The sequence below is a fragment of the Micromonospora sp. NPDC049374 genome, assembly GCF_040677165.1.
Taxonomy (GTDB): Bacteria; Actinomycetota; Actinomycetes; order Mycobacteriales; family Micromonosporaceae; genus Micromonospora.
The window spans coordinates 59,547-71,916 of sequence record NZ_JBFAQH010000018.1 but is presented as its reverse complement, the minus strand read 5'-3'; the positions used below and the strand labels follow the sequence as shown (position 1 = coordinate 71,916).

General features: G+C 65.9%; 15 protein-coding genes. 10 read left to right on the top strand and 5 right to left on the bottom strand.

From position 1 onward, the window contains the following. Positions 1-2: 2 nt before the first annotated feature. Positions 3-1,670 carry a hypothetical protein gene (locus tag AB0J93_RS25470; RefSeq protein ID WP_363924898.1) on the bottom strand — a complete coding sequence of 556 codons (1,668 nt, stop codon included), beginning with the start codon at positions 1,668-1,670 and terminating at the stop codon, positions 3-5. Between the two features lie 363 nt (positions 1,671-2,033). Here AB0J93_RS25470 and AB0J93_RS25465 point away from each other — a divergent pair, with 363 nt between their 5' ends. Then, on the top strand, positions 2,034-2,744 hold the full coding sequence (locus AB0J93_RS25465; RefSeq protein ID WP_363924844.1) for a class I SAM-dependent methyltransferase: 711 nt from the start codon (positions 2,034-2,036) through the stop codon (positions 2,742-2,744). A 117-nt stretch (positions 2,745-2,861) separates the two neighbouring features. Here AB0J93_RS25465 and AB0J93_RS25460 read toward each other — a convergent pair whose 3' ends face one another. Beyond that, complete coding sequence (locus tag AB0J93_RS25460; protein ID WP_363924843.1) at positions 2,862-3,395, bottom strand: YbhB/YbcL family Raf kinase inhibitor-like protein; 534 nt, start codon at positions 3,393-3,395, stop codon at positions 2,862-2,864. A 149-nt stretch (positions 3,396-3,544) separates the two neighbouring features. On the opposite strand from AB0J93_RS25460, the gene AB0J93_RS25455 reads away from it, so the two are divergent. Further along, complete coding sequence (locus tag AB0J93_RS25455; RefSeq protein WP_363924842.1) at positions 3,545-3,703, top strand: hypothetical protein; 159 nt, start codon at positions 3,545-3,547, stop codon at positions 3,701-3,703. Between the two features lie 12 nt (positions 3,704-3,715). Here the strand turns inward: AB0J93_RS25455 and AB0J93_RS25450 are convergent, their stop codons facing one another. Further along, complete coding sequence (locus tag AB0J93_RS25450) at positions 3,716-3,904, bottom strand: hypothetical protein (RefSeq protein WP_363924841.1); 189 nt, start codon at positions 3,902-3,904, stop codon at positions 3,716-3,718. 269 nt (positions 3,905-4,173) lie between these two features. Here AB0J93_RS25450 and AB0J93_RS25445 point away from each other — a divergent pair, with 269 nt between their 5' ends. From AB0J93_RS25445 to AB0J93_RS25430, 4 genes are all read left to right on the top strand, one after another. Beyond that, positions 4,174-4,404, top strand: coding sequence for a winged helix-turn-helix domain-containing protein (locus AB0J93_RS25445; protein ID WP_204009039.1), 231 nt, complete (start codon positions 4,174-4,176; stop codon positions 4,402-4,404). Between the two features lie 410 nt (positions 4,405-4,814). Beyond that, a complete protein-coding gene (locus tag AB0J93_RS25440) occupies positions 4,815-5,492 on the top strand; it encodes a hypothetical protein (RefSeq protein ID WP_363924840.1) in 678 nt (225 codons plus the stop codon). Positions 5,493-5,524: 32 nt separating this feature from the next. Next, positions 5,525-6,685, top strand: a complete 1,161-nt coding sequence (locus tag AB0J93_RS25435) for an XRE family transcriptional regulator (protein ID WP_363924839.1) — start codon at positions 5,525-5,527, stop codon at positions 6,683-6,685. 145 nt (positions 6,686-6,830) lie between these two features. Beyond that, positions 6,831-8,159, top strand: coding sequence for a HEPN domain-containing protein (locus AB0J93_RS25430; protein ID WP_363924838.1), 1,329 nt, complete (start codon positions 6,831-6,833; stop codon positions 8,157-8,159). Here the strand turns inward: AB0J93_RS25430 and AB0J93_RS25425 are convergent. Next, entirely contained in the window at positions 8,156-8,851 is a 696-nt protein-coding gene (locus tag AB0J93_RS25425) for an HAD family phosphatase (protein ID WP_363924837.1), read from the bottom strand. The genes AB0J93_RS25430 and AB0J93_RS25425 overlap by 4 nt on opposite strands. Further along, the gene (locus tag AB0J93_RS25420; RefSeq protein WP_363924836.1) at positions 8,848-9,714 is read right to left on the bottom strand and encodes a GntR family transcriptional regulator; all 867 of its coding nucleotides are present in this window, start codon (positions 9,712-9,714) and stop codon (positions 8,848-8,850) included. Before AB0J93_RS25420 ends, AB0J93_RS25425 begins: the two co-directional genes overlap by 4 nt. Positions 9,715-10,312: 598 nt before the next feature. Between AB0J93_RS25420 and AB0J93_RS25415 the strand changes: the two genes are divergently transcribed. The 4 genes from AB0J93_RS25415 (at position 10,313) to AB0J93_RS25400 (ending at position 12,360) form a co-directional block, all read left to right on the top strand. After that, positions 10,313-10,555, top strand: a complete 243-nt coding sequence (locus AB0J93_RS25415; protein WP_363924835.1) for a DUF6284 family protein — start codon at positions 10,313-10,315, stop codon at positions 10,553-10,555. Then, positions 10,555-10,929, top strand: coding sequence for an RRQRL motif-containing zinc-binding protein (locus AB0J93_RS25410; protein ID WP_363924834.1), 375 nt, complete (start codon positions 10,555-10,557; stop codon positions 10,927-10,929). Before AB0J93_RS25415 ends, AB0J93_RS25410 begins: the two co-directional genes overlap by 1 nt. Further along, positions 10,926-11,801, top strand: a complete 876-nt coding sequence (locus AB0J93_RS25405) for an ABC transporter permease (RefSeq protein WP_363924833.1) — start codon at positions 10,926-10,928, stop codon at positions 11,799-11,801. Before AB0J93_RS25410 ends, AB0J93_RS25405 begins: the two co-directional genes overlap by 4 nt. 91 nt (positions 11,802-11,892) lie before the next feature. Continuing rightward, on the top strand, positions 11,893-12,360 hold the full coding sequence (locus AB0J93_RS25400; RefSeq protein WP_363924832.1) for a DUF3307 domain-containing protein: 468 nt from the start codon (positions 11,893-11,895) through the stop codon (positions 12,358-12,360). The last annotated feature ends 10 nt before the right edge of the window (positions 12,361-12,370 follow it).

Below are 12,370 nucleotides of genomic sequence, written 5' to 3'. Positions count from 1 at the left end.
GCTCATCCCGTCAGCGGGCGCACATCCCAGATCCAGACGCCGCCGGCGTACCCGGGCTCGATGCCGGTCAGCTCGGTCATCCCCGTACGCAACGCGTCGGCGTGCTCGTGCGGCCCGAGGATCACCACGCCGGCCCGCCAGTACCGCAGGTCCTCCACCGCCTCCCGGCGGGTCTGCTCGCTGATCGGCGGCACCTCACCGGTGCGCCGGATGGTCTCGAAGAAGTTGCTGGTGGGCCGAGGGGGCGCGGAGAACAGGGCGACCCGGTCCCGGCCCGGCCGGGTGTCCGGGCCGAGGAAGTAGCCACGGGCGATCGGCATCTCCTGCCGGGTACGGGCGGACCAGCGCAGCGGTTCGGCGTACTCGGTGTCGGGCAGCGGCAGGGTCACCACGCTGCGCCCGCCGGCCAGGTAGGGACGCCAGGCGCCGGAGGTGACGAACTCGGGGACCGGTTCGAGCTGTTTCGTCGGCAGCGGCGTGGGCAGCACCGGTACCAGCGCCATCGCCAGCCCGGTCACCGCGGCGAAGCGGATCTGCGACCGGCGGTCCGGATGCCGGGCCGCCAACTCGCGGACCTTCTCCGCGCCGTACGCCAGAATCAGCCCGATGATCGGGGTGATGGCCAGCGCCCAGCGGGTCGGCACCACCGAGTGCAGCACCGGCAGGTCCTCCAGCAGCGCCCACGGCCCGGGTACGCCGGTTCCGCGGCGGTCGAAGCGGATCTCCCGGCCGAGCGAGAGCACCGCGAAGAGCAGCCCGAGGACGGCCAGGCCGATCACCACGGCGTTGCGCCGCAGCCACCACACCAGCGCCATCACGAGGATCACCAGCGGCCAGCCGAAGAAGGCGTTCTCCTCGGTCGGGTTCTTGGCCAGTCCGGCGGCGCTGCGGGCGTCACCGGCCAACGACTCGCGGGAGTAGGCGAAGAACGAGGCCAGGTCCGTGGAGTAGCCGCGGATCAGCCGAGGCAGCCCGTGGTAGGCGCCGGGACCGAAGAACTGCACGTACAGCGGGTAGGCCAGCAGCACGGCGGAGACGAAGGCGGCGATGCCGAGCCCGGCGGAGAACGGCCGGACCCGGGCCCGCAGCTCGGGCCGACCGATCACCATCGCGACGATCACCACGGCGAGGCCGATCGCGGTCATCAGCAGGATCTCCAGGTTCAGGAACGCCTGCCAGACGATCACCAGGGCCAGCAGCAGACCGTTGCGCAGCCAACGCCCGGGTTCGGCGAGCCGCAGGGTACGCCAGATGATCAGCGGCACCACGTACTGCGACACGATGTTCGGATGCGCGTTGGCGTGGGAGACCATGGCTGGCGCGTACGCGCAGAACGTCGCGCCCAGCCAGGCCGGCCAGCGCGAACCGGGCACCACCACGCGGGAGAGCAGGAAATACCAGGCGGTGGCAGTGGCGATCATGCCGAGGGTGAGAAAGAGCAGGAACGCGGCACGGGTGCCGAACAGCACTGTTATCGGTGTCATCGGCAGCGAGACGGACAGAACCGACGTATTCGCCATCAGATTGACCGATTCCGGCACATTCATCCGGTCCGACGAGAACGGATAGGTCAATTCCGTGACAACCCGGGCACCGTGCGCGAGCATCCATTCGAACTGCGCCATGTCGGTCGGATTGTCCCGAATGCCGTCGTCGGGATTGAGCCACATCCTGGCGGTGATCCAGAAGCCGAATGCGGCGAAGCTCGCCACCGCCACGGCGTCCTTCCACCAGCCACGCCCGCCGGACACGCGCCCCGGTCGGGCCGCAGCACCCCCCGCCTCGGACTGCGCGTCAGGTCGGCCCGAATCGGGAGTAGTCATAACAATTCGGAGCGTAGTCGGCCAATGTCGCCAGCGTGCGGGGTTCCGGCCACTGGCGTAGTATCGGTCGAGTTCGCTGGCCACCACCGATCGTGCACCTACCCCGACCGTTAATCGGCTATCGCGGGCCCCGATATCCCCGCCGTCCGGGCGGATGGTTCACTCAGTCGGTCCCGGCGCGGGTCGAGTCGTATCGTGAGGAATCGACGCATGGCAGAAATCACTGGGGATCAGCGCGTGCAGTCCGAGGTCCTGGAGGGCCTCGCCACGGCGGTCAATCACCGGCGCTGGTTCGTCGAGCTGGCCGTGCCCTACCTGGGTGACAACCCCATCGAGATCGGTAGCGGCCTCGGCGACTACGCCCTGGAGTGGAGCGAGAACTTCCCCCGGTTCACCGCCACCGAGGCCGACCCGGACCGCCTCATCGCCCTCAAGGAGCGCCTCGCCGACCGGCCCTCGATCGAGGTACGCCAGATGCTGCTGCCCAACCCGGAGCGGGGTGACTACAGCGCCGCGGTCTCGTACAACGTGCTGGAGCACATCGAGGACCACGTCGGAGCGCTGCGCAGCATGGGCCAGTTGGTCCGGCCCGGCGGAGCCGTCGTCATCATCGTGCCGGCGTTCCAGTTCGCGATGAGCCCGGCGGACATCGCCACCGGCCACGTCCGGCGGTACACGAAGAAGACCCTCGCCGACGCGATGACCGAGGCGGGCCTGCGGGTGGAGAAGATCCACTACGCGAACGCGCTCGGCCTGATCGGCTACTTCATGGCCACCAAGGTCTTCCGCCTGATGCCGAAGGAGGGCCCGATGGTGAAGGTCTACGACACCCTGGTCCTCCCCGCCACCAAGGCCGCCGAGCAGCTCGTCCGCCCGCCCTTCGGCCAGTCCGTCTTCGCCGTAGCCCGCACCCCCGCCTGAACCCGCTCCCCACCCCCGAACCCGCCCCGTTGATCATGAGGTTAGCGGCACTTTTGAAGATCGAGTCCGCCGCTAACCTCATGATCAACCGAGGATGGGGGCCGGGACCGGGGTGGGTCAGCCGGCGATCTGGTAGGTGGGGCGGGTGGTGGCTCGGGCCAGGGTGTGGAAGGCCAGGTTGAAGCCGACGTAGGCGGGGGTCGCCTCCGGTGTGACGTCGAGACGTTCGACGTCGAGGGCGTGCACCGCGAAGACGTACCGGTGCGGACGGTCACCGGGCGGCGGCGCGGCGCCGCCGAAGCCGTGCTCCCCGTAGTCGTTGCGTACGGTGAACGCGCCCTTCAGATCGTTCTCGGTCGCGCCGCGCGGCAACTCCGTCACATCGGCCGGCAGGTTGACAAGCACCCAGTGCCAGAAACCACTGCCGGTCGGTGCGTCCGGGTCGAAACAGGTCACCACGAAACCCTTGGTCTCCGCCGGGAAGCCCGACCAGGCCAGATGCGGCGAGACGTTGTCGCCACCGGTGCTGCCGTGCGCGTGAGCGGCGTCCATCGGCTCACCGTTCTGTACATCGTCACTGGTCAGCGTGAAGGAGGCGACGGTCGGCAGCAGCTCGTACGGGTCCGGAGCGATGGGACGTTCCAGGGTCATCGACACAGGTCCTTCCGGTGGAAGTGGTGTTCTGCGCCCCTTTCATACCCTGTGACGCGCTGACATTCGACAGAACCGGCCCCAAGTCCGCCGTAACCGAGAGCACCTCACAGCGGTTGTCACCCTGCAACATCTAGCGAAGGAGTCTCTTGGCCGGGGTCTGGCGTGACTTCATCACCGCCGTCATCGATGCCGTGCGTCGCCGTGACGAGGCGGCCCTCAGCGACGAACGCCGCCGGGCACTGGACCGGCTCGCCGACGAGAAGATCCGCGAGGAGAAGGAGAAGCGCCCGCCGGAGAGCACCTGAGGCGGGTGGCAGTCACGTCGACCGCGCCGCTTCGTCGGCTACCGTCACCCACTCCTGCTCCCACGCCTCCATCACTGGCCCTGCCCACTCCAGATCCGGGCAGCCGGCCGGCCCGCATACCTCGCACTGACCGTCGCGATGGCGGCTCAGGACGACGCCCGCCGCCACTGCCACCTTCAGCATCCCCACCTCGTCATACATGGACGCCACGGGATACACCCAGCGATTCCGGCCACGAGCATGACTAGAACGATGCCGGCGACAATCCAGCCGGCAACGAGTTGCCTACGTGCGACGAGTTGAGGTGAGGCCGGAATCGGGTAGCGATCGCCGTCCGGGATAGGTGGCCGGCCACCATAGATCGGATGCGTACCGTCGGGTCTGCGCTTGTCTCAACCTCAGTCAACACAGGCGTCATAGTGCGCGTGTTGGGCTGGCAACCTGAAAGGGCCGACGAGAGGTGGCCCGCCATGAACCACCGCCGCAAGCCGCTGTACGAACAGGTCGTGGACGACATCACCACGTCGATCCAGGCCGGGACGCTCAAGCCCGGCGACAAGCTGCCGTCGATCGCCCAGCTCACCGTCCAGTACGGCATCTCCAACACTATGATCAAATTCGCCCTACGGATCCTCGGCGAACGCGGCCTGATCGAGACCCATCAGGGCAAGGGATCCTTCGTGGCGTCTCCGCCGCAGTGAGGGCGCCGAGCTTGCCCCGCTTGCCGCTCCCAGCGACAGGATCGGCCCTCAAGGCCGGCACCCCGGACAGACATAGCAATCGGCCAGAAGTGCGCTTCCAGTACGCGCGGAGGGTGTGGGATTCGAACCCACGAAGACATTGCTGCCTTACCGGTTTTCAAGACCACGAAGCTCGTGGCTCTGACCTGCCGATGTGCGGCCCATCGCCTACCCCACGACACGGATACGGCACGCGATCGGCCAGGCCAGAGCCGCAGACGTGATGGCCTGAGGCCCCACCCGCCGTGGATCTTGACGCGAGTCGAACGCATGTTGCATAGTTGCGGCCAGGCGGGTGCGACACGCCCAGCGGGGTTCCAAAAACTTGCCCTCGGCTGAGGTAGGTTTTTTGGAACCCCTGAGGAGGAGCAGTGACCAAGGTTTGGCGCGTCGGCACGGAGGCGAACCAGAGGTTGGAGACCCTGGGTCTGGATCCTGACGACCTGCTGACGCCGATCGACCTCGCGATCGGCGACGCTCGCTCATGCACCGCGCTCGATGCCCCGAGCGCTTCGGCCTTCATCTTCTGGAGTCGGCTCAACCGCTACTTTCGGGAGGGCGTCAAGCCTAAGCAGTGGTTGGCAACGAACGCTGATCAGATCTTGCGGGCCATCAACCCGACCCGGGATTTCGCTTTGACCGCAGTGAGCGGCTCCGGAGCCATCGGCGATCCCCACGGCAAGGTACGTACGAAGAACCCGAAGGGCGCTGCCTTCGCGAGCCTGGTGAAGGTCAACAGCCGTTTGTTCGGTCCTTCTCCGCAACCGGTGATTCCTGGCTTGCGGCTCGCCAGCGATGACGCTGTCCATGTCCGCGCCAGTGCTTTCGCGGACATGCCGCTTTGGGTCCTTCTCTACCGACGCCATGGAGAAGAGTTACACGCCGAACTTTCGCTTCCGACTGACATCAACTGCAAGACAGTGGCGGAGTGGGAAGAAAGAATCATGCTTGAGCCGGTTCCTTATCCCGGTGGCCCGAATTCGCTGGACATCTTCCTGGATGAGGAAGAAGACCAGGACGACCTCGACATCGCGGTGGACTGGCGCTGAAAGATGGCCTAACTAGCAAGGGGAGACTTTTAATGGCAACGCCGTCGCGGCTCGTGCTTGCAAGAAAGAGGCGACGGATGACCCTTGCCAGTCTTTCCGCAGCCGCCGATATATCCGTGCGCAGCCTCACGGCATACGAGAATGGGCATAAGCAGCCCAGTGCCAGCAATCTGGCCGCGCTCGCCTCCGCCCTACACGTGCCTGAGAGCTTCCTAACCGGCCCCATGGCCGAGGAAATCCCTGTCGAGGCCGTTAGTTTCCGCGCTCTATCAAAGATGACGGCTCTAGACCGGGATGCGGCTCTAAGTGCCGGTAGGGTTGCTCTACTAATCAACGAATGGATAGAGAAGCGCTTCCGGCTACCCGCCGCTAACCTGCCGACCTTCCCGCATCTCACGCCCGAGGAGGCTGCTGAGCGCCTGCGGGCAGAATGGGGACTCGGAGAATCCCCCATTCCTAATGTCTTGCACCTACTTGAGGCGAATGGAATCCGCATCTTTTCTCTAGCGACAGATTGCCAGGACGTAGATGCGTATTCCTTCCGACATCAAGGAAAACCCCTTATCTTCCTAAACACGAGCAAGAGCGGTGAGCGGGGAAGATTCGACGCCGCCCACGAACTAGGCCACCTTGTTCTGCATTCGGAGCACCGGATTCCGCACGGGATTGAGGCCGAGGAGGAAGCGCAAGCTTTCGCGTCCGCATTTCTGATGCCACGTGCCGATGTGTTGGCACACACCGTTCACAACATGACCCCTGAGCAGATCTTAGTAGCTAAGCGGCGCTGGAAGGTAGCCGCGATGGCGCTGACATACCGGTTGCATTCTTTGGGAATGCTGTCTGATTGGAAGTACAGGGTTACAGCCAAGAGGCTGTCCCAGCTAGGCTACCGACGTTCAGAGCCGAACGGGATTCCTAGGGAGACCTCTCAAGTTATCCGCAAAGTGTTTCGGCTACTAGTACATGATGCGGGCGGCTGGAGACCACTCCTTGAGGAACTTCAACTTTCCAGGGAAGAACTAAATAAGCATGTCTTTGGCCTCGTTCCAGTTGCCCTCACAGGAGGCGGCCAAAGGACACCAGCGCGCCCCACGCTGGAACTGGTAAGACCTGGAAGGCCAGCCAGCCGGACGACCGACCGAGAGACTGATGATAGTTATGCAGCAGACGATAGTCGCGCCAGTTGGCTTTGAGGTTGGACGTCCGGTCATCGACAGTTAAGAAAATGTCAACCGCGCCTCCGTTTAGAGGCAGCCACCGGCGTGGGGCGGACGAGTGCAACACTATTAGGCATGCACACTTTGGGATCGTGAACGATCGCCGACCTAGAAAGCCAATATGACCGACCACGAGTTTATAGGAAAGTTCTGGATTGATACCGATTCGGTTGGCCTCCAGCGACCAGGGGTTCTCCGTGTCGGCAATGGTTCGACACCTGTGCTCTTGGTGGATGGTGCACTCACGTCGCTAATGCAAGCCGTAGGAACATCCGGTGCGGGCGACACGCTCGTTACTCGGTATGAGCCCGTAAGTGACTTCACTCCGCGCACAATTCACGGCATAACGGCCGATGGCACCAAGATAACGCTGCTGCATGCGCAGACTCGTCGGTACTTCGGCGGCCTTCTCCCCGATGAACAGTCCGAAGAACTTCAGGCTATCCGTGTTCTAATTGGTGAACACGTCCGAAATCGGGACCACCCATTTTCAGGTATCCGAGTCGCACTCCAGTCAGCTCACGCCATGCTGTCCCCCCTTTGGCCGAACCGGACCCCCCTTGAAGACGGGGGCACAGTTCACTTAGAGGAGGACGCAGGGACGGTTTGGCTTGTCCTGCAAGACTTTGCGCCACAAAGCTTGAGCGTCTTAGATCGCCGTTACCTGCGGCCACTTTGCACTCTACTTAGCCTCGGAATAGGCGACGCAGTCGGCCTGCTGGCGGTCCAAGTTCGAGAGGATTCGGCAAGTCCTTGGTGGCCGATTCACAGCAAGGCTCACGAGCCCTATGACCTTCCGATACGTCACGGAACCCTGCTTCGCAAGGGCGATATTTCCGCGACTGTCGTCGCTACGTGGCTCGGTAAGGCAGAAACTTTGGGGCCTCTGCCCCCGGTTGTTGCCCGGGGGACGCGGGGCTCAACCGTTCTCGAAACGCAGGTGCTGGAGTTGACTACAGTCGCTGAGGGCTTGCACCGTCGACTGCGGCCGGACGCGCTGCGGTTCTCGGATGATATCGGCAGGGCTGTCCGCGATGCGGCTGCAGCGGCGGCGGAAGAAATACGAGTTGGCTCTGGGGAGGCAGTCAAGGGATTCCTAGCCTACGTTCAGGAGATTGGCTACGGCCAACGATTGCTTGACTTGGCGGAGATGACCCGACCCGTTATCCCCGAGGTAACGGGACGAACTAGCCGCTGGAAGACGGCTGTGTACAACGCCCGGAATGACTTTGCTCATCGAGCCCGTCCGGACTGGTTTGATGACTCAGACTATGACCAATACGTCACGGTGGCGCTATCTGTTCAGTGGCTCCTGAGAACGATCCTGCTTATCGAAGCTGGCATTCCAGCAAGCCTTTTACACGCACGATTCCAGGAGCATGAAGAGTACCAGTTGTTCCTTGAGCAGGCGAAGGTCTGGCAGCCGCGCATCTATGGGACCAATAATTAATCACCAGTAAGCTCGATCAGCCACCCGGCTATTTCACCCATGCTGGTGATCACCACATCTGCCCCTGCTTCGCGGAACGCCTCAACCTTCGGTGCCTTATTCGCATAGCCGACAACCAGGACCCCTGCAGCCCTCGCGCCCTCGATGTCCGACAGCGAGTCGCCGACGAGTACGCACCGGTGCGGTGACTGACTGAGTGCATACACGGCCTGCAGAATCGGGCCGGGGTCCGGCTTCATTCGGGACGGATCAGCGTATGCCCGACCGACCACCGGCGACACGTACGTGGCGAGCCGGTGCGCTGCCAGGTACGCGCTCACCGCGCCGGCTGAGTTGTTGCTAACCACCGCCACCGGCAATCCGGCCTGCCGTGCCGCCACGATGACTTCCCGTCCGTACGGCGTGGGTTCGGCAGTCTCGACGGCGCGGCGTTCAGCCGCACAGAGTGCGTCTTCTACCGCCTGGGTGACGGCCTGGTCGCCAGCCGCGCCGGTGCGGCGTAGCACTTCAAGTGGGTCCGGCTCGCTGGCGAGTTCCGGCGGCACGTCGACCCCGTGCCGCCGCAGTACGTCGACCAGTTCGGCGGCAACCTGCGAAGCGGGATATCCAGCGAAGATGCTGCACACCGGTCCGTCGAAGTCGAGTAGCAGTGCATCGACCTCGCCGAGCAGTTGGCCGAGGTCGGCGTTCATGCGTCGTACCGGTAGGCGATGGTCGACCACACTGAGTCGAACCATTGGCGGGACGCCTCCACGAACTGTGTGCCGTGTGAGGTGTCGTCGTCGGTTACGGCGTAGTGGAACAGCGGCACGTCCTTGCCCATCAGGTCATAGATGGCCATCGGCTCACCCTTGACCGATACGGTGCGCTCTACGACGGGATAGAAGCCGTAGAAGACCTCTTCGTTATTCAGGATGTAGAGCTTGAACAGCGGGGACGCTCGGTGCATCCGCACCTCAACGGTGGTCGACCGGATTAGGCCGAGGTCGCCTAACTCGGTGACCTGATCGATGATGCCGTCTGCTGCTCGGCGGGTGATTCGCTCCGCGCGTTCGCGTACCGCTGGGTCGTCGGCCTGTGTCTCGGCCCGTGCCGGCAGTGCCATCGGTGCGGTCATGTCGGAGATGAGGACCCGCACGGCGATCGTCTCCGGTGCGAGTCGACCGACACGCACCTTGTCGAGCGCCTCGGCGAGCGCGTCGCGCAGCGTCTCGCCGGAGAACCCGGCGAAGTCGATGCTGACATGAGGCCGGTCGAACGCTGCTTCGATGTGCGGACGCAGCTCGACGGCTCGCTGTGTCTGCGCCCGGACGAACGCGCCGCTGCCCTGCCGGGACACGATCAGCCGCTCTGTCCGGAGCAGGTCTAGGGCTCGTTTGACCGTCTCTCGCGCCACGCCGTAGCGGGTGGCTAGCTCGGGCTGCGACGGCAGCTTGTCACCGGGGGCGAGTCGGCGCGTGAGGATGGCCGCTCGCAGCTTGTTCGCGATCTGCTGTGACGCCTGTTTCGGGTCGTCGGGATCTAGCTCGCCGAGGAAATCAAGGTTCTCGCTCACAGGATCACACTAGCGCTGACTAGCCAAGTTGGGAAAGTTCGCCGCGCCCTCTTGACCTGACTAGCCAAGCCGGCTTACGTTCATCTCGTCACACCTGGCTAGCCAGGAGCGACAAGCCGGTTGGTTGCTGCGTCGGCGTTGCGGCTTTGGCTGCGGCGCTCGCGAACGAGCCGCCGTGTGGCCGTCCATTGAGAACTTCACAGCAGAAGCGCCGCGTTTGATCTGGCTTGCGGTATTCCCGCCTTGAGTCACACGGTGGCCGACCTCGGTAGATCCCGAGCGAGCGGGCCGAGCGAGCCGGATCTTGGCGCGCGGAATGTCTTCTGCCTCTTCGCATCTGCACCTGTCCCGGGGTGGGATGTCGCGCCGCTCTAGCGCGGCCTCACCCCGGGCTTTCCCGTCTTGATCCCCGCTTGTGGAGGTGAGCCGTCATGACCGTGAGCGTCTTCGCTGCCGTTCGAGTGACCACCCGCAACAGCGCCGTTTGGCGCACCTGCCACCGCTGCGGCGGGCTCGCCCCGCTGGCACCCGACGAGCGTCACTGCCGCTCCTGCCGGCCCGTGTTGCGCTCTCGCCGTTCTGGAAGGAACCGATCGAAGTGATCACCCACCTCACCACCGCCGAGCCGACCGCCGCCGACCTGGCCGCGATCGACACCGAGTGGCCGCTGATCGCCGCCGAGCTGGACAAGCTGGACGCCGAGATCACCCTCATCTACGCCGAGGACCACGGCGGACCGTCGCCGCTGGACTGGCGCAGGCTGCGCCGGGCCGAGGCCCGCGTGACCCGCGCCGCCGCCGACCTCGCCGACCGCAGCACCGACCCGCAACGCGCGGCCTGATGTCCCGCATCCGCGCCGCCTACTACGACCCAGACGGGACGCGGTACGGCATCCCGACATTCTGGTGGCGCGGCGCACCGCCGGGTTACGCCACCCGCCGCCAACTGCGCGCCGCCGGCCTGCGCCCGGGTAGTCAGCCGATCGCCGCGCAGATCCTCTGGCGCGGCGTCGGTGGCACCCGCACCGCCTACCTGTACCGGGTCGACCTGGCCCGGCCGAAGCGCACCGCCACCCCCGCGCAGCTGCGCGCGATCCGCGCGGCGTTGACCGCCCGCCGCACCTGCCCGACCTGCGGCACGGTGCGCCCGTACTGCATCCCGCGCTCGCTCGGCGAGTGCGTCGACTGCGCCTACCCGATGGAGGAAGCAGCATGACCGCCCCCACGATCAACGGCACGAAGTATCCGCAGCCGGTAGAGGCACTGCTGCCGGCCGCTCGCGCGCTGGCACTGCCGGACGGGCAGGAGTTCCCGTCCCGCAACCGGCTGATGCGCGAGTTCCGCATCGGCGCGCCGAAGGCCGATGACCTGTTGGCCCGGCTGCGGGCCGAGCACGCCGACCGGACCCGCAGCGACACCCTTCGCTCGGCGATGGCCGTCCGGGGTGCGCTGCTGGCACCGCAGGCCGACACCGACGCCCCGGCTGCGCTCCGGTTGGACTACGCCGAGCCGATCGGCCCGGACCCGGCACCGGTACCGGTCGTGCCCGAGCACACGCCGCCGCCCGCCGAGCCGGTGAAGATCCCGCCCGTCGTGCCGCCGGCCGAGGTTGGCGCGGTCGGTCACCCGGACACGCCCACCCCGCCCGCCACGGGCAAGCCGGCCCGTCCGGCGGTGGTGTGGCCGGTGATCCTGCTGGCGCTTCCCGCGTTCGTGGCGATCTGGTCCGGGTGGGTCGGGCTCGGTGGACTCACCGGGTTCGGGGTGGTGCACCCGCTGCCCGGTATCGCCGACGGGTTCGCCATCAACACCGCGATCACCCTGCCGATCGGCGTGGAGACGTACGGCGCGTACGCCCTGTACGTGTGGCTGTCCGGCCGGGTACCCGAGCGGGCACGCCGGTTCGCCAAGTGGTCGGCCATCGCCTCACTGCTCATCGGCGCGCTCGGCCAGGTCGCCTATCACCTGCTCGTCGCCGCCGGAGTACAGGTAGCCCCGTGGTGGATCACCACCGCCGTTGCCTGCCTGCCGGTGGCGGTGCTCGGCATGGGCGCCGCCCTGGCGCACCTCGTGCGCTCGCACGACTAGCCCCGCCCGGCAGCGCAGCTCACGGCCTAGGAACCTCGCTGCGCTGCCGGTCTCACCCCTCAACCCTCACGGACCTTGGGAGAGAACACCCATGCTCGCAGATCCGACCGGCGCGCACGCCGCGACGTTCGCCGCCGTCTTCGCCGCTCTCTACGTCGCTCACCAGGTGGGCGACCACTGGATCCAGTCGCAGCACCAAGCCGACCACAAGGGCCTGCCCGGCTGGCCGGGCCGCCTCGCCTGCGCCGCTCACGTCGCCACCTACACCCTCACCGCCCTGCTCGCGCTGGTGTTCCTCATCGCCGGCACCGGGCTGCGGCTCGACCCGTGGGCGGTCGGCGTGGGACTGACCGTCTCGGCGGTATCGCACTACATCGCCGACCGGCGCACCCCGCTGCGCCGCATCGCCGAAGCGCTCGGCTCGGCCCGCTTCTACGCCCTCGGCACGCCCCGCCCCGGCCACGACGACAACCCCTCGCTCGGTACCGGCGCGTACGCCCTGGATCAGTCCTGGCACGTGGCATTCCTGTTCGTCTCCGCCCTGCTGATGGCCGCCTGACCCACACGAC